General features: G+C 59.8%; 16 protein-coding genes and 1 pseudogene. 13 read left to right on the top strand and 4 right to left on the bottom strand.

Annotation, left to right across the window (positions count from 1 at the left end; genetic code table 11):
* The first annotated feature begins 30 nt into the window (after positions 1 to 30).
* From dnaX to hrpA, 11 genes are all read left to right on the top strand, one after another.
* Complete coding sequence (gene dnaX, locus CMG77_RS02015) at positions 31 to 2,145, top strand: DNA polymerase III subunit gamma/tau (RefSeq protein WP_123636940.1); 2,115 nt, start codon at positions 31 to 33, stop codon at positions 2,143 to 2,145.
* A gap of 23 nt (positions 2,146 to 2,168) precedes the next feature.
* Positions 2,169 to 2,489: a YbaB/EbfC family nucleoid-associated protein gene (locus tag CMG77_RS02010; RefSeq protein WP_123636941.1), complete on the top strand. Its 321-nt coding sequence runs from the start codon at positions 2,169 to 2,171 to the stop codon at positions 2,487 to 2,489.
* A 9-nt stretch (positions 2,490 to 2,498) separates the two neighbouring features.
* Positions 2,499 to 3,101 (top strand): recombination mediator RecR, encoded by a 603-nt coding sequence (recR, locus tag CMG77_RS02005; protein ID WP_123636942.1) that lies wholly within the window; start codon positions 2,499 to 2,501, stop codon positions 3,099 to 3,101.
* Positions 3,098 to 4,264 (top strand): ribonuclease D, encoded by a 1,167-nt coding sequence (gene rnd / locus CMG77_RS02000; protein ID WP_286805142.1) that lies wholly within the window; start codon positions 3,098 to 3,100, stop codon positions 4,262 to 4,264. Before recR ends, rnd begins: the two co-directional genes overlap by 4 nt.
* Positions 4,261 to 4,554: a YcgL domain-containing protein gene (locus CMG77_RS01995; protein ID WP_286805144.1), complete on the top strand. Its 294-nt coding sequence runs from the start codon at positions 4,261 to 4,263 to the stop codon at positions 4,552 to 4,554. Before rnd ends, CMG77_RS01995 begins: the two co-directional genes overlap by 4 nt.
* A 3-nt stretch (positions 4,555 to 4,557) precedes the next feature.
* Positions 4,558 to 4,998 carry a YcgN family cysteine cluster protein gene (locus CMG77_RS01990; RefSeq protein WP_123636944.1) on the top strand — a complete coding sequence of 147 codons (441 nt, stop codon included), beginning with the start codon at positions 4,558 to 4,560 and terminating at the stop codon, positions 4,996 to 4,998.
* Positions 4,999 to 5,057: 59 nt separating this feature from the next.
* Positions 5,058 to 5,402: a hypothetical protein gene (locus CMG77_RS01985; protein WP_123636945.1), complete on the top strand. Its 345-nt coding sequence runs from the start codon at positions 5,058 to 5,060 to the stop codon at positions 5,400 to 5,402.
* Between the two features lie 104 nt (positions 5,403 to 5,506).
* On the top strand, positions 5,507 to 6,178 hold the full coding sequence (locus CMG77_RS01980) for a YEATS-associated helix-containing protein (protein ID WP_123636946.1): 672 nt from the start codon (positions 5,507 to 5,509) through the stop codon (positions 6,176 to 6,178).
* A gap of 2 nt (positions 6,179 to 6,180) precedes the next feature.
* On the top strand, positions 6,181 to 8,259 hold the full coding sequence (locus CMG77_RS01975; RefSeq protein WP_286805149.1) for a VWA domain-containing protein: 2,079 nt from the start codon (positions 6,181 to 6,183) through the stop codon (positions 8,257 to 8,259).
* A 152-nt stretch (positions 8,260 to 8,411) separates the two neighbouring features.
* Complete coding sequence (locus tag CMG77_RS01970) at positions 8,412 to 8,879, top strand: Dps family protein (protein ID WP_024459655.1); 468 nt, start codon at positions 8,412 to 8,414, stop codon at positions 8,877 to 8,879.
* 231 nt (positions 8,880 to 9,110) lie between these two features.
* Positions 9,111 to 13,052, top strand: coding sequence for an ATP-dependent RNA helicase HrpA (hrpA, locus tag CMG77_RS01965; protein ID WP_286903522.1), 3,942 nt, complete (start codon positions 9,111 to 9,113; stop codon positions 13,050 to 13,052).
* Positions 13,053 to 13,100: 48 nt separating this feature from the next.
* Here the strand turns inward: hrpA and CMG77_RS15700 are convergent.
* From CMG77_RS15700 to CMG77_RS01955, 3 genes and pseudogenes are all read right to left on the bottom strand, one after another.
* Positions 13,101 to 13,337 (bottom strand): annotated as a pseudogene (locus CMG77_RS15700) (response regulator).
* A 185-nt stretch (positions 13,338 to 13,522) separates the two neighbouring features.
* On the bottom strand, positions 13,523 to 15,085 hold the full coding sequence (locus CMG77_RS01960; RefSeq protein WP_286903521.1) for a sensor histidine kinase: 1,563 nt from the start codon (positions 15,083 to 15,085) through the stop codon (positions 13,523 to 13,525).
* Between the two features lie 14 nt (positions 15,086 to 15,099).
* On the bottom strand, positions 15,100 to 15,747 hold the full coding sequence (locus CMG77_RS01955) for a substrate-binding periplasmic protein (RefSeq protein ID WP_286805159.1): 648 nt from the start codon (positions 15,745 to 15,747) through the stop codon (positions 15,100 to 15,102).
* 517 nt (positions 15,748 to 16,264) lie between these two features.
* On the opposite strand from CMG77_RS01955, the gene CMG77_RS01950 reads away from it, so the two are divergent.
* Together CMG77_RS01950 and CMG77_RS01945 are read left to right on the top strand one after the other, a co-directional pair.
* Complete coding sequence (locus CMG77_RS01950; RefSeq protein WP_286805161.1) at positions 16,265 to 17,083, top strand: AfsA-related hotdog domain-containing protein; 819 nt, start codon at positions 16,265 to 16,267, stop codon at positions 17,081 to 17,083.
* 19 nt (positions 17,084 to 17,102) lie between these two features.
* Positions 17,103 to 17,783, top strand: a complete 681-nt coding sequence (locus CMG77_RS01945) for an HAD family hydrolase (RefSeq protein WP_286805163.1) — start codon at positions 17,103 to 17,105, stop codon at positions 17,781 to 17,783.
* A gap of 79 nt (positions 17,784 to 17,862) precedes the next feature.
* On the opposite strand, the gene CMG77_RS01940 is transcribed toward CMG77_RS01945, so the two are convergent.
* Positions 17,863 to 19,968, bottom strand: coding sequence for a putative bifunctional diguanylate cyclase/phosphodiesterase (locus tag CMG77_RS01940; protein ID WP_286805165.1), 2,106 nt, complete (start codon positions 19,966 to 19,968; stop codon positions 17,863 to 17,865).
* Positions 19,969 to 20,462: the final 494 nt, after the last annotated feature.

Genomic DNA, 20,462 nt, shown 5'->3' with positions numbered 1-20,462 from the left:
GTTTTGATATTCTGATCCACTGAGGAAGGCATGAGCTACCAAGTCCTGGCCCGCAAATACCGCCCCCGCACCTTTCGGGAAACCGTGGGGCAGGAGCATGTGCTCCAGGCGCTGATTAACGCCCTCGACCACAACCGGCTTCATCACGCCTACCTCTTTACCGGCACTCGCGGTGTGGGTAAAACCACCATTGCCCGGATTCTCGCCAAATGCCTCAACTGTGAGAGCGGCGTCAGCTCCGAGCCCTGTGGTCAGTGCTCCGCCTGTACGGAAATTGCCGAAAACCGCTTTGTCGATCTGATTGAGGTGGATGCGGCCTCGCGCACCAAAGTGGAAGACACCCGTGAGCTGCTGGAAAACGTCCAGTACGCGCCCACCCGGGGCCGCTATAAGGTCTACCTGATCGACGAAGTGCACATGCTCTCCGGGCACAGCTTCAATGCCCTGCTCAAGACTCTGGAAGAGCCACCGCCGCACGTCAAATTCCTGCTGGCCACCACCGATCCGCAGAAGCTGCCGGTGACCATTCTGTCTCGCTGTCTGCAGTTCAACCTGAAAAACATGAACCCGGAGCGGATTGTCCAGCACCTGCAGGAAATTCTGGAAAAAGAGCTGGTGCCGTTCGAGGCCAGCGCGCTGTGGCTGCTGGGGCGATCCGCCGACGGCAGTATGCGCGATGCCATGAGCCTGACCGACCAGGCCATTGCCTACGGCTCCGGGAAAATCACCGAGGCCGAAGTGCGGGCCATGCTGGGCACGATTGACCAGCGGGCCATTTACGAGATGCTGGCCGCGCTGGCGGTGCAGGATGGCCGGGCGCTCCTCGGAGCGGTAGAGCAAATGTCCGAGCAGGCGCCCGATTATGCGGCCGCACTGGCCGAACTGCTGGCGCTGCTGCACCGGATTGCCATCGCCCAGGCGCTGCCGGAAGCGGCGGATAACAGCCACGGTGACCGGGACAAGGTGCTCGAGCTGGCCCAGCAGATGCCGCCCGAGGACATTCAGTTGTTTTACCAGACCGCCTTGCTCGGCCGGCGAGACCTGCCACTGGCGCCGGATCCGCGCGCGGGGCTGGAAATGGTGCTGTTGCGGATGCTGGCGTTCAAACCGCAGGGATTGGCCGATATTCCCAAGAAAGCATTACCGCAAGGCGCCAGCGACACACCGGCCAGCCCGGGTGAGCGCCTGGCCGAGCAGATTCCCAAGCCGGCTCAGGCGGCCGAGACACAGACGGCTCAGACGGCCGAGGCAACGCAGGCTCAGGCCGCCGAACAGATGACGCAGGGAGCGTCGGAACCAACCCCGACCGCAGCGTCGACCCCGACCCCTGAAGCGACTGACCAGCCTGGTGCGTTGGAGGAGCCCGCCCAGGCCCCAAAGTCGGTCCCTGACAGCGTCTCCTCGCCGGCTTCCGAGCCGGCCAGCGCCGCTCGGCAGCCGGTCGAGGCCGAGCTCCCGAAAACGCCCGAGCCGGTTCATAGCGAGTCTCCCAAAGTATCGGAGCAGGCCGCCCCGGCGGCGAGTGCGGCCGCGGAAGAGCCACCGCCCTGGGCCGACGAGGAGGTACCGCCGTTCGATGGCCCTTATCAGTCGGCACCCACGGCGCGGGCGCAACCGGCGGATCGGGCACCGAATGAAGCATCAGCGCCGACGACGACGCCGGCGGCACGGCCGAATAATACCGGCGCTGCAGCCCCGGCTCCCGAGCCCGCCAACGCGGCCCGGGCCAAACCGGCGGTGCCAAAGGTGGCCCTGGAAGAGACCCGTCCGGACAACTGGGCCCAGGTCTATCTGGGGTTGAGCGCCACCGGCCTACTGCAAAGCACCGCCGCCAACTGTGTGCTGGTGGGGCGGCAGGGCAATGAGCTGAATTTTATGCTCGATGAACGTCACAGCGCCATCTACGACGAGAGTCAGCAACAGCGACTGGCGGATGTGCTCAGTGATTACTTTGGCGAGTCGGTGCGCGTGCGTATTCAGCCGGGCACGGTCGAGGCCGAGACACCGGCGGCGCAGGCCATGCGGTTGAAGGAAGAGAGCCGGGTCGAAGCGCTTGAAGCCATGAAAAGGGACCCCATCGTGCAACAACTGGTCGAACACTTTGGCGCAACGTTGCGCGAAGACACGGTACAGCCCCTGGAATAGGGGCGCTATTGATGAGGTGAGTTATGAAAGGTTTGGGCGATTTGATGAAGCAGGCCCAGGAAATGCAGGCCAACATGCAGAAGATGCAGGAGGAGTTGGCCCAGGCGGAAGTCACCGGGCAGTCCGGCGCGGGTCTGGTCTCAGTGGTGATGACCGGGCGCCACGACGTGCGCACCGTCAACATCGATGACAGCCTCATGAGCGAAGACAAAGAAGTCCTTGAGGACCTGATTGCCGCGGCGGTGAACGATGCGGTACGTAAAGTGGAAGCCAACAGTAAGGAAAAAATGGCTAACATGACCTCCGGCATGGGCATTCCGCCCGACTTCAAAATGCCGTTTTAAGAGGCGACTATGGCATCGGTATTCAGTCCACTGATTGACGAGCTGATCTCCTCGCTGCGCTGTCTGCCGGGGGTTGGCCCCAAATCGGCCCAGCGTATGGTGCTGCACCTGCTGGAGCACAATCGCGACGGCGCGGCGCGTCTGGCGCGCAGCCTGGAGCAGGCTATTGATGGCGTAGGGCGCTGCCAGCGGTGCCGCACTTTAACCGAACAGCCAGTCTGCGGTATCTGTGAGAATCCGCGGCGGGACGGCTCGGTCCTGTGCGTGGTGGAGACACCGGCGGATGTGGTGGCCATCGAGCAGGCCGGTGGCTACCAGGGTAAGTACTTTGTGCTCCTCGGCCGCCTGTCGCCGATCGACGGTATCGGGCCTGAAGACATTGGCATCGATCAGTTGGTCAATCAGTTGAAAACCGGTGCGGTCAGCGAAGTCATCCTCGCGACCAACCCGACCATGGAGGGGGAGACCACAGCCTTCTACATCAGTGAGCGGGCCAAGGATCTTGGCGTCACCGTATCCCGAATTGCCCACGGGGTGCCGCTGGGGGGCGAGCTAGAGTTCGTCGACGGCGGCACGCTAGCCCACGCATTTTCCAGTCGAAAGGCCTTATGACGACCATACCCACAGAGCCCATCTGGATTGACCAGGACGCCGAACTGGCTGAGCTGTGCGAGCGGTGGAGCCAGCAGGGCGCCATTGCGGTGGACACCGAGTTTATGCGCTCGGAGACCTTCTACCCGATCGCTGGCCTGCTGCAGATCGGCGATGGCCGCGGCTGTTACCTGATCGATCCGCTGGCCATTGAAAACCTGGAGCCGCTCAGAGACCTGTTTCAGAATCCGGCCGTGACCAAAGTGCTGCACGCCTGCTCAGAGGATCTGGAAGTGTTCCAACGCTGGTTGGGGGTGGTACCCGAGCCACTGTTTGATACCCAGATCGGCGCCGCCTTTGCCGGTTTCGGCTTTTCCCTGGGTTACGCGAATCTGATTCAACAGCTATTGGGCATCGAGATTCCCAAGGGAGAGACCCGTTCGGATTGGCTACAGAGACCCCTGTCGGTCCCTCAGAAAAAATACGCGGCGCTCGATGTGGCGCACATGCTGGTCATCTACGGCAAATTGTTGCAGCGCCTGAGAGAGCAGGGGCGCCTGGATTGGGCGCGAGCGGACAGCGCTGATCTGGTGGCGAACGCCAAGAGCACGCCAGACTTCAATGACTATTACCGCAAGGTGGGGTCGGCCTGGAAGTTGCGCCCGCGGGAGCTCGCCGTGCTGCGCCGGCTCAGTGCCTGGCGTGAGCGGGAGGCGCGAGAGCGCGATCGACCGCGCAACCGGCTGATCAAGGAAAATGGCCTGTGGGAACTGGCTCGCCGTCAACCCACTGACCTGGCCCAGTTGCGCACGCTCAAGGAGGTGCCCGCCCACACCCAGAAAGAGGAGGGCGAGGCGCTGATGGCGGAGATTCGCCTGGCGTTGGAGGAACCGGAATCGGGCTGGCCCGAGCGACTGGAGCCGCCCCTGGGTAAGGCCGAGGCACCCTTGATGAAAGCGCTCAAACGCTACGTCCGTGAACTGGCGGAAGCCCAGGATTTACCGCCGGAGCTGCTGGTGCGCAAACGTGAATACGAGGCCATTGTCCGCTCCGGCCTCAACGGTGGGTCCTTCGAGTTGCCCGAGCGGCTACAGGGTTGGCGCCATGAGCTTCTGGGGCAGGGTCTGCTCGAGACGGCGGAAGCGCACCGGGCGGACGTCGAGCCGCAACAGGAGCCCTCATGAAACAGTTGGTTGAGATCTTTCGCAGCCCGAAAGAAGAGGGCATGTACCTCTACGTCAAACGCGAAGAGGGGCTTGAGCGGGTTCCGGAAGACCTGCTTCGGCGGTTCGGCACACCGCAATCGGCCATGGTGCTGGCGCTGACCCCGGAACGTAAATTGGCGCGTACTACCGCCGAGCGTGTGTTGGCCTGCCTGGAAGAACCCGGTTATTACCTGCAGATGCCGCCCAGTCCCCACGCGGATGCGGAGGCGGCTCAGGTTCGCCTGCACAACTCCAAATTGGGGCATTGAGACTTGGCACAGCAGGCTTTCTGGGAGCGCAAATCGCTTGGAGAGATGACCGCCGAGGAGTGGGAGTCCCTCTGTGATGGCTGCGGTAAGTGTTGTCTGCACAAACTCGAGGACGAAGATACCGGGGAGATTCTCTACACCGATGTTGCCTGCCGTTATCTGGATTCGGCTACGGCCTGCTGCAGCGACTACCCCAACCGCCAACGCAATGTCCCCGACTGCACCGTGCTGCGCCCGAAGGACGTCTCCGATTTCCACTGGCTGCCCTCGACCTGCGCCTACCGGCTGCTGGCGGAGGGTATCCCGCTGCCGGATTGGCATCCGCTGATCTCCGGCGACCCCGCGTCGGTGCGCCGGGCCGGGGTGTCCGCTGCTGGACGTTTTGTTTCGGAATCCGACGTGCCGGAAGAGGAATGGGAGGAGCGAGCGGTGCTCTGGGTCTGACCCGGGGCCGCTTCGATAGTGATGAATACTCAAGAGCTGAACACAGGAGCCGACAACCTATGACAACGGGATACACCCTTGCCTGGATCGTGTATTTGGTAGGAGCCTTGGCGCTTCTGGTCACCGCTTGGCGGGTGACCCGGGGATTTCGGCGTGAGTGGCGACACCTGCTCCTGGTGTCGGCCGCCGCACTGTTGCTGACACCCGGTCCAATGTTGGTTGACGACGCCGTTTTCCTGGCTCCGGCGTTGTTTGTGCTGGTGCTCGACGGCCTGTTCGATACCCTGGACAGCGCCTCGCGGTCCGGACTGATCATGTTGGGCGTCTGGTTGGTGGCACTGGTCATATCGCTGATCTTCCAGTTGCTCGTGCGCCCCCGACCCGCCCAGCCCGAGGCGGACTGAGATTGCCGTCTGGGGCAAACCTGCTATAACTAAGAGTAATTAAACGCTCACACCGATTGCCTTCTTTGAGTATTGAGGGTTGGGCGTTTGCACAGGAGAACTTCATGGCAAATCACATTTTCATTCTGGCGGCGGTCATGAGTATTGCCGGCGTCTTCGGCGGGCTAATCAACTACTATCAACTGACCCAGGAGCGTGATGACGAGGCGGCGCTGCCGCGCTGTATCGTGCTGGGTATCGGCGCGGCGTTCCTGGTACCGGTGATTCTGTTCTTTGTTCAGAGTGACCTGATCACCCAGATCCAGGAAGACCCTTCGCGGTTGCTCATCTACACGGGCTTCTGTCTGATCGTGGCGATTGGCTCCCGCCTGGTACTGACCAGTACCCCAAAACGCATTCTGCGTGAGGCGCAGGTGGCCCGTAATCAGGTTGAGGCCATGCAGCACGAGCTGCGGGTCATGCAGGAGGAGTTGCTGCCGCTGCTGGATACCGAAACCGAGCAGGACACCGATGTCGATGACAACGCCGGCCCCCTGAATCCGAACGAAGAACTGGATATTGCCGCCAGTAAGGTTCTCAAGACGCTTGGCGTGGGGCGGCACATCTATCGCTCCATGGCGGGCTTGTGTCGCGAGGCCGGGGCGGACGAGACGACCATCCAGAAGTCACTGAACGTGCTGGTCAACCGACAGCTGGCGGGCAAACTCAATACCCGCAAAGGGGTGCGCTGGTACCTGACCGAAAAGGGCCGCCGCGCGCTGGACCTGCTGGTCTGACCATGAAAACCGGGTGCCGGGCGGCGCTGTTGATCCTGGGGCTGGTGCTACTGGTACCGCTGTCCGCCCAGGAACCGCAGACCGAGCAGGCCGATATCCGCCTGGTGGTGGATATCTCCGGCAGCATGAAGCGCACCGACCCGGACAATCTTCGCCGCCCGGCGCTCTCTCTGCTGGTGCGCCTGTTACCCCCGGGCGCTCGGGCGGGGGTGTGGACCTTTGGGCAGGAGGTCAACGCCCTGATTCCTCACCGGGAGGTTGATGATCGCTGGAAGACCGGAGCGCTGGAGCGCGTCGGTGAGATCAACTCGGTTGCCCTCTATACCCATATCGGGGCGGCGCTGGAAGGCGCGGCCTACGATCGAGCCGAGCGCTCGGAGGGCGCCGCCCCGCGCACCGACATCATCCTGTTGACCGACGGGGTGGTGGACGTCAGTCCGGACCCGCGAATCAGTGCCCGGGAGCAGCAGCGAGTGGTGAATGAGCTGGTCCCCCAGTTGCACGCTCTGGGTTACCGGATTCATACCATCGGCCTCTCGGATGAGACCGACGAGGCACTGTTGCGCGATATGGCTCGTGGTTCGGATGGTCTGTTCAGCAAAGCGCGCAACGCCGAACAGCTGATGGACAGCCTGCTGCAGATTTTTCAGCAGACGGTGCCCGCCGAGCGTCTGCCAATTACCGGTGGGCTGTTCCTGATCGATGACAGTATCCAGGAGTTTACCGCTCTGGTGCGCAAGGCGCCGGATCAGGACGCCACCGAGCTCACCTCACCCGATGGCCTTCGCTATCATGCCGCCTCCGAGCGCCCCGATCTGCACTGGTACGGCACCCCGGACTACGATCTGATCACGGTGACCGATCCATCCCCCGGTCGCTGGGAGATCAACGCGCAACTGCAACCGCACAGCCGGCTGACCATCATCAGTAACCTGCAACTGGTGGTAGAGCCCCTGGTCAACAACATCAATGTTGGCGAGCCGATTCCGGTCAATTTTTATCTGAAGGACCAGAGGGGCATTGTCAGTAACCCCGCACTGCTGGATCTTTTGACCTTGACGCTGGAGCTCAGCGGTACGGTCGAAAGTGAGTTGGCCCTGAAAACCTGGCAGGGGCCTCCTCCCGAAGACGGGCGTTATGAGTTGGTGCTGCCGGCACCCCGTCGCCCCGGGGATTATGAGCTGCGGCTGACACTCGATGGCAAGAGCTTTGAGCGGCTGTTCACGCACCGAATGACTGTGGCCTCCCAGTTTGATGTCAGCCTGACCAAGCGGCTTGACGGGGACAATGTGCACTGGGATCTGATGGTGGACGGCAAAGAGACCATCAACCCCGGGCAAACTGATGTGGTGGTTCACATCCGCCACTCGGGCGGGCACAGTGAAGTGCTTACCCTGAAGGCCGAAAGCCCCGGTATCTGGCGCCATACGTTGAGTCCCGAGGAGCGGGCCAACTACCGGATTTCATTGCAGGCCAGCGGTCAGACAGTGGACGGGCGAGCGTTTGAAGAGCATCTGCCGACCCAGTACTTTACCTACCCGGAAGAGGGGGATCCGCAGCCGGACCCGCTGGGCGATGCGATCGGTTCGCTGCGCGAAGAACTGGATGACAGTGTGGCCGCCGCCGAGCGCGCACGACAGGGACAGGACAGCGAGCCACCGCCCTCGACCCTGACGTTGGGGCAGCCCAGTGTGGTCGACACCGAACCCGCCGGCCCGGAAACCGCAACCGCCGAGCCGCGGGAGCCTACGCACCCGCTGCTGCTGGCCGGCAGCCTGGTGCTGGCCAACGGCCTGCTTCTGGTGCTCGCTTATTTTGGCTATCGCGCCATCATGGGTGGGCGCAAAACCCAGGTGTTGGATGACACCGACGATGAACCCGCGCCGTCTGACACCGGCGCACCTCCCCCCATGCAGCAACTCGAGTCGGAACTGGAGTCGCCCAGCGATTCACCCGACACACCCGCGCCGACGCAACCGCCGCCGCCCAAGCCGGCGTCAGCGGACGAGGAAGAGTCGCTTTTCCCTTTGGGTGACGATCAGCTGTTTGACGATAACAGTGATGACCCGAACGGCCGGTAAAATGTCGCATAGCGTGATGCTATCAATGTGATAAAAGTGTATTTGCGCCCCAGCCTTGAAAAGGCGCTGTTCCGCACGCATACATCCAATTAAGCTAATTCAATCGGGGCCCCGTCAGGTGGGGCCGCTATTCATCCATTGAGGAGAAGGTCATGGAAATCGATATTGGTATCAAACAGAGTGATCGTGAGCAGATTGCGGAAGGCTTGTCGCGGTTGCTGGCGGACAGTTATACCTTGTATCTGAAGACCCACAATTTCCACTGGAACGTCACCGGCCCGATGTTCCAGACACTGCACATCATGTTCGAGGAGCATTACACTGAGCTGGCCGAGGCGGTGGATGTGATCGCGGAGCGTATCCGTTCGATCGGTTTCCCGGCGCCGGGTACTTATAAGGAGTTTTCCGAGCTGAGCAGCATCAAAGAGGAACCGGGTGTTCCGAGTGCGACAGATATGATTAAACGTTCCGTCGAAGGGCATGAAGCGGTGGTCCGCACCGCCCGCTCGCTGTTCCCGGTGGTAGAGTCAGCCAGCGACGAAGCCACCGCCGACCTCCTCACCCAGCGCATCCAACTCCACGAAAAAACCGCCTGGATGCTGCGTAGTCTGCTCGAATAATGTGAATCATGGGCGTTTGGTAACGGCGGATGCGGGCTGTGCCCTTATCCGCCCTACGCCGACCTCCGCACCATCCGTAGGGCGGATAAGCGAAGCGCATCCGCCGTTACCCTATATCCCACCCGCAGCACTACGATGCGAAGCTGCCAATCCGACACCTCTCTACTGGCACCCCCTGCGATACAGCGGCCCTCTCTGCTATCATGCCGTGCTTAATCATCCGAGCTGGCTATGTCTGAATCCGAAACACCGACCCTCGACCAATTTCCCCAACGCCTCGACCTCAGCCGCGTACTGAGTCGGGACCGGTTTCGTCTGTCCAAAGGCTGGCAGGCCATCCAGGAGCGGCTCAAGGCCGGCCAACCGGTCGACAAAGACCAGAGCAAATGGCTGGAACACTGGCAACGCTCCCAACAGCGGTTTGAGCAACGCGAACAACACCGGCCACAGACCATCGTGTATCCGGACCTGCCGATCAGCGACAAGCGGGACGAAATCGCCGAACTGATTCGCGATAATCAGGTAGTGGTGCTGGCCGGGGAAACCGGCTCCGGGAAAACCACCCAGCTCCCCAAAATCTGTCTCGAACTGGGGCGGGGTGTCAGCGGCATGATTGGCCATACCCAGCCCCGGCGGGTGGCCGCGCACACCGTCTCCCAGCGTATTGCCGAGGAGCTTCAGTCGCCCCTGGGCGAGCTGGTGGGTTACCAGGTGCGGTTTTCCGACCAGACCAGTGAGCAGAGCCTGGTCAAGGTCATGACCGACGGGATACTGCTGGCGGAAATCCAGAACGATCGCTTTCTGTCCCGCTACGACACCCTGATTATCGACGAGGCCCACGAACGCAGCCTCAATATTGACTTCCTGCTCGGGTTTCTCAAACAGTTGCTGCCCAAGCGCCCGGATCTGAAGGTCATCATCACCTCCGCCACGATCGATCTGGAGCGGTTTTCCCAACACTTTGACGATGCCCCCATCATCGAAGTGTCCGGTCGTACCTATCCGGTGGATGTCTGGTATCGGCCGCCGTTGGACAGCGATAGCGAGGGGGACGACAGCTACCAGCCGATACTCGACGCCATTCACGAAATTGAAACCCACGAGCGCAGCGTCGGCAAGGGCGCCCGCGGTGGTGACATACTCGTGTTTCTCAGTGGTGAACGGGAAATTCGCGAGGCCGCGCGCAGTATTCGCCAAGCGGGTTTTCAGCACCTGGAGGTGCTGCCGTTCTACGCCCGCTTGAGCATGGCCGAACAGCAAAAGGTTTTTGCGCCGCACAAGGGGCGGCGGGTGGTGCTCGCCACCAACGTGGCGGAAACGTCAATCACCGTACCTGGCATCCGCTATGTGATCGATCCGGGTTTTGCCCGACTCAGTCGCTACAGCTACCGGACCAAAGTGCAGCGCCTGCCGGTCGAGCCGGTGTCCCAGGCCAGCGCCAATCAGCGCAAGGGGCGCTGCGGTCGGGTGGCGGAGGGTATCTGTATCCGCCTGTACAGCGAAGAGGACTTCCTGGCGCGCCCCGAATTTACCGATGCGGAAATTCTGCGCACCAATCTCGCGGCGGTGATCCTGCAGATGCTGCAACTGCGCATGGGGGATATTCATCGGTTTCCGTTTATCGACCCGCCGGATCGGCGCCTGATCAACGATGGTTTCAAGCTGTTGGAAGAGCTGCAGGCGGTCAATGGCAAGGGGCGTCTGACCCCCACCGGTAAACAGCTCACCCGCCTACCGCTGGATCCACGGTTGTCCAGAATGCTGATGGCCGCCAGTGAGCTGGGCTGCGTGCGGGAGCTGTTGATCATTACCAGTGCCCTGTCCGTGCAGGACCCACGGGAGCGACCGGCGGACAAACAGCAGGCGGCGGATCAGTCCCATCGTCGTTTTTGGCACGAGCAATCGGACTTTCTCGGCTTTGTGAATCTGTGGGATTATTTTGAACAGTTGCGTCAGGACCTGTCTCAGAATCAGATGCGCAAACAGTGCAAGAAAGAGTTTCTGAACTACGTTCGCTGGCGTGAATGGCGGGACATTCACCATCAGCTGAAAGTCAGCCTGCGGGATCTCAAACTCAAGGAGAACAGCGAGCCGGCGGACTATGAGGTGGTGCACCGCGCGCTGCTGACCGGTCTGTTGGGCAACCTGGGCTTCAATGTGGAGGACCGCGAATACCTGGGGGCGCGCAATCGCAAATTCATGATTTTCCCGGGCTCGTCCCAGTTCAAGAAAACGCCCAAGTGGCTGGTGGCGGCCGAGCTGTTGGAAACCTCCCGACTTTACGCCCACACGGTGGGCAAGATTGATCCCCAGTGGGCGTTGAGTGCGGCCAAACACCTGGTCAAGCGTCATTACTTTGAGCCTCACTACGACCCGAAGAGCGGACGGGTGAAGGCCTACGAGAAGGTGTCTCTGTACGGACTGGTGTTGGTCGAAAAGCAACGCGTCGATTTCACCGATATCGAACCGGCCACCTGTCGCGAGGTGTTTATTCGCTCCGCGCTGGTGGAGGGCCGTTACGCCAAGAAATCGGAACGGGGCGGGCCCGCAAAATTCTTTGCTCATAACCAGCGTCTGGTGGCTGAACTGGATGAGCTGGAGGCGAAAAGTCGGCGTCGGGACATTCTGGCCGATGATGAGGCCCTGTATCAGTTTTATGACGAGCGGATTCCCGATTCGGTGGCCAGTCGCGCCAGCTTCGATCAGTGGCGCAAAGCCGTAGAGCAGGACCAGCCACGCTTGCTGTTTATCGAGCGCGAGCAACTGATGCAGCGCGACGCCGGGGAGGTGACCGAGGCGCAGTTCCCCGACGCATTGACCTGGCGCGGCGTCAGTTTTCCGCTGAAATATCAGTTTGAACCCGGTCACGAGGACGACGGGGTGAATCTGCAGGTGCCCGTCAGCCTATTGCATCAGGTGCCGGAAAAACGCCTCGAGTGGTTGGTGCCCGGCTTGCTGCGCGACAAGTGCATCAGTCTGATCAAGGGGTTGCCCAAGCAGTGGCGCAAGCACTTTGTGCCGGTACCGGATGTGGTGGACCGGGCCTTGACCGGCATGCAGCCGGACAACACCTCGTTGACCGATGCCCTGGCTCACCAACTCAAGCGTCAGACCCTGGTCGAGGTGCCGCCCGAGGCTTGGGACGACACCCGCATTGACGATTTTTACCGGGTCAATATCCAGGTGCTGGACGAGCGGGGGCGCTGTATCGCCCGGGGTCGGGATCTGGCGGTGCTGCGCGAGCGCTATCGGGAGCAGGCCCAGGAGAAAATTCAATCGGCNGCGGTGGGNATCGAGCGCGACCAGNTGACCCANTGGGACTGGGACACNCTGCCGGAGGAGGTGCAGCTNAANCGCGGNGGNATCCAGTTACGGGCTTACCCGGCGCTGGTGGACAAGCGCGANTCGGTGGCCATTGNGGTGNTGGATGAAGCGGCGGATGCCGCCTATCAGACCCAGCGNGGGCTGGCGCGGCTGATTCTGTTGGAGCTTTCCCAGACCCGAAAGTACCTGCACAAAGAGCTNCTGAAAAAAGACGAGCTGGCTCTGTCGGTGGCGGAGATGGGNAAGCGCGATGCGGTNGTNGATGACCTGCTNCTGGCGGCNGTGGNGAACTGGTTNCCACTGAANGANTTGCCCCGAACGGCACCGGNCTATGAGCGTTGCAAGCAGGCGGTGCGCGANGGGNTGGTGATACAGGCGCAAGGTNTGGCGGANGTGCTNTCCACCAGTCTGCACTCNCTGGTNAAGATCAAAAAGCANCTNAAGCAGCACCGNACNCAGNTGCCNNTGGCNTTTACCNTGTCGGACATCCGCACCCAACTGGCCCANCTGTTTTACCCNGGNATGCTGTATCGCACTCCGGAGGANTGGCTNCGCCAGTACCCACGGTATATGCAGGCGCTGGAAATTCGNCTGGAAAAGGCGCCTCTGGACCCGAACAAGGANCGCCGCCTGGTGGATGAGNTGGCNCCNTTCTGGGAGCGCCTGGAGCCTTTCTGGANNGATCGNGACGGTCAGGCGNTGGCGTTGAATGAGGNGCTTCAGGNGTACCGGTGGAGCCTGGAGGANTTNCGGGTGTCGCTCTTTGCCCAGACNCTGAAAACCCGCATGCCGGTCTCNGCCAAGCGCCTGGANAAGCAGTGGCAGGNNCTGGAAGCGGAGCGCACCTGATNNGGANNGGAAANGGCNCNCTCGACGCTGGCCGNNNNAGNGGNNGNCTCAGGGNTTGCGGNGTCGTCCCGGCTGGGTGTTGGTGGACAACCAGTATTCGCTGACCTGCTGCANCAGGTCGGCAAAACTTTCAAAATCNACGGGTTTNCACAGGTAGCTGTTGACNCCCAACTGGTACCCNTGAAGNATNTCTGANTGCTCNTCGGANGTGGTCANTATGACGACCGGTGTGTAGCGGTATTCCGGGGTCGAGCGGATCTGTCGAAGCACTTCAAAGCCGCTCACCCCGGGGCAGNTCCANGTCCAGAATCACCAGGCTGGGGGNCCNCTCGGTGGCGCGGTNCGCATGGCGGCCCGTGGCGAAGAGAAACTCCAGGGCTTCTTCNCCGTTTCGGACCNGCTGGATGTCGTAGTGACGGCCAACCTGGCCAAACCCGAACAGCGCGAGCTCGGCCTCGTCCGGGTCATCCTCAACTAATAGTATGGTGTCCCTGTTCACGGTCAGTGTTCCTTTCCCACAACGTGAAATAAAAGGTGGCTCCTTCACCCGGGCGGGACTCCGCCCAGATTCGTCCACCGTGTCGGGTGATGATACGCTGAACNGTGGCCAGTCCGATACCCACNCCCTCAAATTCNTCCGCCTTGTGCAGNCGGCTGAAGGGCGCGAACAGNCGGTCGGCGTATTGCATGTCGAAGCCATCGCCCCGGTCACTGACAAAGTAAATGCGCTCGCCNTCNTCCTCTCGAAANCCGAACGCGACGTGNGTNTCCGGGAGATGACCGGAATATTTCCAAGCGTTGTCAATGAGGTTACTTANTAGCATATCGAACANATGNCTATCAACCGGGGCGCGTACNTCATCCTGAATTTGCGGGTGTACCTCACGTTCTGGCTCGCGCTCTTGATACTGATTGATCAGGTGATGCACNTTGGCGGACAAGTCGACAATCTCGACCTTCAGTTCGCCCTGGGTCGCCCGGGACAGGCGCAGNAAGCTGTCGATCATCTCGGACATTTCCCGGGTGCCGNCNGCAATGCGGTCCAGGTAGTGCCGTCCCTGGTCGTCCACCTGCTCGTGGTAGCGGTCATTCAGAATGCGCCGAAAGCCCTCAATGCGCCGCAGTGGCGCTCTCAGGTCGTGAGAGACGGAGTAACAGAAGCTGGCCAGCTCGGCATTCGCCGCTTCGAGCTCGGCGGTNCGCTGGCGCACGCGNTGNTCCAGCACCGAGTTNAGGCGTTTGACCTCNTCCTCGGCCTGACGGCGGGCGACGATATCTTTGGCCAGGGCATTGTTGACCTCATGCATATGATCNTANGCCTGNCGCAGGTTTTTACTCANCGTGTTGAAGGCGGTGACCACCTGNTCGAGCTCATCGGGTTCCGGTGGGGGGNGCCGGTTNAGNGCNAGAGGNGGCTGNTGTTGNCTGATNTCAAACCGACTGACCCGNTCNGAAATGTGCACCAGNTGNGAGGTGATCAGNCGNGNNACNATATAAAGAATGAACANCGANACCAGAAAGGTTTTCACGCCCTGNCTCAANAGAATGACCACGGCCTTCTGCTGCAGGCGGGCGTACACTTCNCTCAGGGAGGCNTCTACCGTCAGCGTGCCGATCTGGCGGGGGCCGGAGGCGAGGATATGGATCACCGGGTAGTGCCGGGTGATGACGTTTTTACTGTCGCCTTCGCCGCGGCTCAAAGCCAGGGGGTCGGCGACGTTATCCGAACTCTCCCGCACGGACACCGACTGGATATCCGGTAGTTGATGGATTCCCTCAAGTTGCAGACGCAACTGTTGTACGTCCAGATTCCACAGGCTGGCGCTGATGCTGCCAAGGTAGCTGCCCTCGATATCATCCAGCCGGTTCTTGATGGTGCCCACGTCGCGGTGATAGTCGGTGTAGAGCTGTATCAGGGTAGCGACCAGAGTGATCAGTGAGCTGAACAGGATGATCTGCACCAACAGGCGCTGCCCGATGCCCGAACGCTTCAGGTCACGCAGGCTGGCAAGGCCGGGAATCCGAAAAACCATGGAGTGATAATCCGTTAGAAGTGGTACAGATCGGTGATTTCTTCCAGACGGCCGGACTGTTTCAGGGTTTCAATGGCCGCATTCAGCGAGGGCATCAACGCCAGTTGGGTGGATTGCCGTGAGCACTGGAATACCAGCGGAATGTCGGTCAGTTTCAGGGCCGGTGCCAGCATATCCCCCAGCCCGTTTTCGTTGGCCAGGAACTTGAGCGTGGGGATGGCACCGGCGACGCCGGCGACCCGCTGACGATCCAGCTTGCGCAGCGCGATCAGATAGTCGGTGTCGTACACCTTGTTGATGGCCTCGTCCTGATCGAACTCCGGTGATATGGCGGAGCCACGCAGCAGAGAAATGGTGGTGCCCTGTAGGTCGGCATAGTCATCAATGGGGTTGCCTTTGTGGGACAGAATGCCCACGTCATGATCCGCCACCAGCTCGCCATGAATCACAATGGATTCGTCCCGGGGAACCAGGATGGTGCAGTCATGAGTACCAGCCTCCAACTCCCGATCGACACGCGCGAAGGGCGTCAGCGTGGTCTCGATGGTCAACCCGGTGAGCTCGGACAGAGCGTCCACAATCGCCACGAAGGCGCCTTCCTTTTGCCCGGTTTCGGGATTGTTGGATGCCCAGGGGGCGACGTCAATGGTAATAAATTTCAATGGGGTCTCGGGGGGGGCGTCCGATACGCTTTGGTCCGCAGCCGTAGGCAGGGCGAGTAGCAGCGCGACTCCGCTCAGAGTAAGGGTAATAGGGCGAAGGAATGTACGGAACAATGGCGTTTTTTTCACCGAAAACCTCATTTGCACGTTGTTTGTAGGCAGGTTTGTCTGAAAGTTGTCGCTTCTTTCGGGTTTGAGTGTTGACAATTCCGGGAGCGTCATAAATTTGACTAATTATTGATCATTTTGATGATTTTGTGGCCAGACTGGTGGCCCGTTCCGTCTGAATCCTAGCACAGCCGTTCCGGCACGGCGGGGATTTTGCCGGTCTACGCCTGAAACGAATTCAAAAACAGTCGATTTAACAACCGGTTATCTTCATCCTGTGAGTCTGTCAAAAATTTCGACTTCAAAAAATAACGTGAAGCGTACCGAAAGGGTCGCATTTTTGCACTGAGCTATTTGATGCCACACCGATCTGGTGGGCACATTTCATTAAATAGCTGAGGTGGAAATCATGAAGCAGCGTATTGTACTTGTCGTCGGTGACAAGTTTTCAGCCTATGTACAGGGCAAAGATGCCATAACCTACTCCAATCTGCGTGGCCTGTTGAGTCTGTCCATTCCATTGGTACCCGGCCAGGGGCGAACCGTATTGGTTCCCGGTCAGGGTCTGAGTGATGAGAATGTAAGGCAGTTACTGGAGCAGGCTGCTCAGTCGCCTAACCTGAGTCAGTTTGATTTTACGCTGTGGCACAGTCTACCGACCCGCGCTCCGGCCACTCTTACCCACAAGCATCGTCCGGAAAATACCCTGATTTCCGTTCCGGTCCGGCAGACCGCAGACTGCTTTACCATGCATTTGCTGATTGATGAGCAGTGCGAACTGATGCAAGACCACCAGAGCGGTCAACACGTCCAGGGTATGATTCTGATCGAGGCCGCCCGTCAGGGGATGTTGGCCGTGGTTGAGCAGTACTTTCTTCCGGATAACGAGGTGGATTACGCCTTCGTCCTGAACGACATGTCCGTCAAGTACAATAACTTTGCCTTTCCGGTGTCGGCCACCATTGAGTGTCGGATTCTGGAGCAGAGCACGGATAACCCGCGGAAGTTGAGTTTTGTGACCGAGGCGGTGGTGCAACAGTGCGGGATGGATGTCTCCTCACTGACCTTCACCTTTGCCGCCATGGACAAGGCCCGGATCGGCAAACGCGAAGCGACCATGGCGGCCAAGGCGCAACAGGCGCATCTGGCGTTTGTGGACGGTCAGCTCCAGGCGCAGAGTGCAGCGGCTGCCTATGCCGAGATGTTGCAGCGCGTCGATAACTTCTGAGTCGCAGGGAGGTGTTTTCATGACGGCATTACCGACATTGACACAAGAGTATGTGTTTTTTGATGTTGACGACACGCTGATTTCGATCAAAAGCATGCTCAGCTTTCAGACCTTCTGGTATCACCGAACCGGTGACGATGAAGGGCAGCGCGCTTACGAACAGGACCTGCGCCAGCACTTGCACCCCGGAGCCTCCTGGGAGTTTCTTAACCGCCTGTATTACCGCCATTTCAAGGGCCGGTGTCCTCAAGAGGTCCGTGCCATGGGGAGGGTCTGGTTTGATGAAATGCGTCACGGCCAGGCGCCGTTTTATCACCCCCGTCCATTGGCCGAACTGCGCGCCCATCAGCGGGCGGGGCGAGAAGTGGTGTTTGTATCCGGTTCTTTTCCGGCACTGCTTGAGCCGATTGCGCAGGAGTTACAGGTGCAGCATCTGCTGTCGACCCGCCTGGCGGTCCATCAGGGGCGCTATACCGGTGAAATTCTCCCGCCCCAGACCATCGGCTCCGGCAAGGTGGAGGCGTTGACACAGTTCCTGGAGGCTCAGAGCGCTGTGCCTGAACACTGTTTTGCCTATGGCGATGATGTGTCGGACTTCCCGATGCTCAGTGCCGTCGGTCAACCGACGGTGGTCAGTGGTGGACGGGAGTTGGAGGCGAAAGCGAGAGCGATGGGTTGGTGGGTAATTGCCCCTGCCTGAGGCGCTGGTTGAAATAACAATTCAGCATTCTCTTGAGAGTGAACCTTTGACTCCCGCAGCAACCCCTGCGGGAGTTCTTTTATCCGTCAGGCTGATTTTCTGAAAACGACGGCTGTTCCTGAACCGCTTTTTCGAGCAACGGACGAAGCTGCTCCAACGGCAGTGGATGACTGAACAGATAGCCCTGCCCCTGATCGCAGCCATGAGCTTTCAGAAACTGACGTTCAAGATCCGATTCAATCCCCTCCGCCACAATCTCCATACCCAGGCCGTGTCCCATGGTGATGATGGTGTCAATCAGCCGCGCCGTATGCGTATTGATTCCGATGTTGCAGACAAAGCTGCGATCAATTTTCAGTGTGTGGAATGGGTAGTTCTGAAGGTAGCCCAACGAAGAGTACCCGGTACCAAAGTCGTCAATCGACAATCGTACGCCCATGTCACAAAGGCGCTGGATGTTTTCCTGCGTCGAGTCGGAATTATCCACCAGCATTCGCTCGGTAATTTCCAGCTCCAGCTGTGAGGGCGTGACACCGTTGGCGGTCAGTTGTTCGGCAACGTATTGATGGAACCCGGGCATCTGCAATTGCTGGGAGGAGATATTCAGAGTCAGGCGCATGGTTTCGTTGCTATCCGAAAGCCAAGGCGCCATCGTCCGTAGGGCACTGCGCAGAACCCAGTTGTCGATCGCGCGGATCATTCCGATCTCTTCCGCCAGTGGAATAAACCGGTAGGGTCCCCAGAGGCTGCCGTCGGGCTGGCGCCAGCGGACCAGGGCCTCGACGCCGGTGACAAAGTTTCCCTCGAGTGAATAGATGGGCTGGTAGTGCAGGGTCAGCTCACCTTTGTCCAGAACCCGCCTCAGTCGTCCCTCGAGCTCCAACCGTTCAATCAATTGCTGATTGATCTCTTCGGTGAAGAAATGATACTGATTGCGCCCCAGGTCCTTCGCCTTGTACATCGCCAGGTCGGCATTGCGCAGAACCAGGTGGGGGTTTTTTCCGTCTTCGGGGTAGAGCGCAATACCGATGCTGGCGGTGACCCGGTATTGCTTTCCGATGATAGTGAAGGGGCGCTCAAACTGCTGGATGATCTGCTCGGCCACTTTTTGGGCCTCGCGGGCGGAGTCGACTTTGGGCATGATCACTACAAACTCGTCGCCGCCCATCCGTACCAGCGTGTCGCCGCCGCGGATGCAACCGCTGAGGCGCCCGGCGGACTCTTTCAGAAGGTTGTCGCCAATACTGTGTCCAAGACTGTCGTTCACATTCTTGAAGTGATCAAGGTCAATGACCAGCAGGGCACACTTGTGATCATCCCGCTGGGCCGCCTCCAGGGCGACGCTCATCCGGTCGATCATCAGCACCCGGTTGGCCAGGCCGGTCAGTTGGTCGTAGTGCGCCTGACGCAACAGCTGTTCTTCATAGCTGCGCCGAACCGTCACGTCCTCTTTGATGACGACGTAGTGGGTGATCCGGTTGTCCGTGTCAGTTAGGGGGGAGACGCTGACTTGCTCCCACAGCAGTTGCCCGTCCCGGCGGGCGCTGCAGAACTCGCCACTCCATTCCCGGCCACCGCTGACGGTCGACCACAGCTCGGATAAAGCCTGGGCGCTGTCCTGGTCAACCATGGAGAAACCCAACTCGCGGCCGGTGGCTTCCTCGGCGGAATAGCCGGTCAGTTCCTCAAACCGGGGGTTCACGTACTCGATGTTGCCGCTGGGGTCAGTGATCACGACCGAAACCGGGCTTTGCTCAACCGCACGGGACAGCACTCTGACCCGCTCTTCGGCCTTGCGCCGTTTGGCGCGAATTTCCGCCTCTCGAAGTTCCCGCTCGACAGCGGGCAGCAGACGTGCAAGAGCATGTTTGTCCATGAAGTCGTGGGCGCCCTGCTTGAGCAGGTTGACGGTGTCTTCGGCTTGCACTGCGCCCGACATGATGATGAAAGGGATGTCCTGTCCGCTTCGTTTCAAAGCGGCCAGCGCATCCTCGGCGCTGAAGCGCGGCAGGCGATAGTCGCAGATGATCAGGTCCCAGGGTTGCTCCAGCGCCGCTTCCAGGTCCGGCGCCGTTTCGACCCGATGGCAGTGAGGATCAAAACCGCCGCGAACCAGCTCGGCGGTGGTGAGCTCGGCGTCTGCTTCGGAGTCTTCAATAAACAATACTTTCAGCGATGTGGCCATGAATAATCCGTAAGTGCCGACGGAAATTGGTATTTTACAGGCATCTGGGCTATTTCAAGAGTAAGGCATCAAGAGAATAGCCGCACAATCGTTGATGCGTCAGTGGTCGGGATGCCAAACGCGGCCCGATAGTAATTACTGTAGTCGGTTCGCCGGGAAAAAGCGAAGCTCGGCGGTGCCGGCCCGGTCAGGACGGGGGCGGCGCGCAATGAATTACAGATTGTCATAAAAATGTCATTATTACGACATAAAATGTTCACGTAACGGACATTAAACCGACACCAAAGTGACATATTTGAGCCGGTTTTCGGTAGAATGGCCCGGTTTTCAAATGACGTGGTAGTGACTCTGGTTGTCTTTACAGCCTATTTAAACACCCGACTGCAAGTTAGGAGTCTTCAATACCCACAAGCAAACTGAAAGGAAAAAACCACTATGAGCAAGAAATATTTGGGCTTGGCTTTGGCGATTTCTGCAGCTTCCGCCGCACAGGC

Origin of the sequence: Marinimicrobium sp. (genome assembly GCF_002695945.1) — a bacterium.
Classification (GTDB): Bacteria; Pseudomonadota; Gammaproteobacteria; order Pseudomonadales; family Cellvibrionaceae; genus Marinimicrobium; species Marinimicrobium koreense.
This window is presented reverse-complemented; position numbering and strand designations above follow the sequence as displayed.

Bases quoted from the DNA above. Each gene is read 5' to 3' on its own strand.
- dnaX (WP_123636940.1), top strand. From the start codon at position 31: ATGAGCTACCAAGTCCTGGCCCGCAAATACCGCCCCCGCACCTTTCGG.
- CMG77_RS02010 (WP_123636941.1), top strand. From the start codon at position 2,169: ATGAAAGGTTTGGGCGATTTGATGAAGCAGGCCCAGGAAATGCAGGCC.
- recR (WP_123636942.1), top strand. From the start codon at position 2,499: ATGGCATCGGTATTCAGTCCACTGATTGACGAGCTGATCTCCTCGCTG.
- rnd (WP_286805142.1), top strand. From the start codon at position 3,098: ATGACGACCATACCCACAGAGCCCATCTGGATTGACCAGGACGCCGAA.
- CMG77_RS01995 (WP_286805144.1), top strand. From the start codon at position 4,261: ATGAAACAGTTGGTTGAGATCTTTCGCAGCCCGAAAGAAGAGGGCATG.
- CMG77_RS01985 (WP_123636945.1), top strand. From the start codon at position 5,058: ATGACAACGGGATACACCCTTGCCTGGATCGTGTATTTGGTAGGAGCC.
- CMG77_RS01980 (WP_123636946.1), top strand. From the start codon at position 5,507: ATGGCAAATCACATTTTCATTCTGGCGGCGGTCATGAGTATTGCCGGC.
- CMG77_RS01975 (WP_286805149.1), top strand. From the start codon at position 6,181: ATGAAAACCGGGTGCCGGGCGGCGCTGTTGATCCTGGGGCTGGTGCTA.
- CMG77_RS01970 (WP_024459655.1), top strand. From the start codon at position 8,412: ATGGAAATCGATATTGGTATCAAACAGAGTGATCGTGAGCAGATTGCG.
- CMG77_RS01950 (WP_286805161.1), top strand. From the start codon at position 16,265: ATGAAGCAGCGTATTGTACTTGTCGTCGGTGACAAGTTTTCAGCCTAT.
- CMG77_RS01945 (WP_286805163.1), top strand. From the start codon at position 17,103: ATGACGGCATTACCGACATTGACACAAGAGTATGTGTTTTTTGATGTT.
- CMG77_RS01940 (WP_286805165.1), bottom strand. From the start codon at position 19,968: ATGGCCACATCGCTGAAAGTATTGTTTATTGAAGACTCCGAAGCAGAC.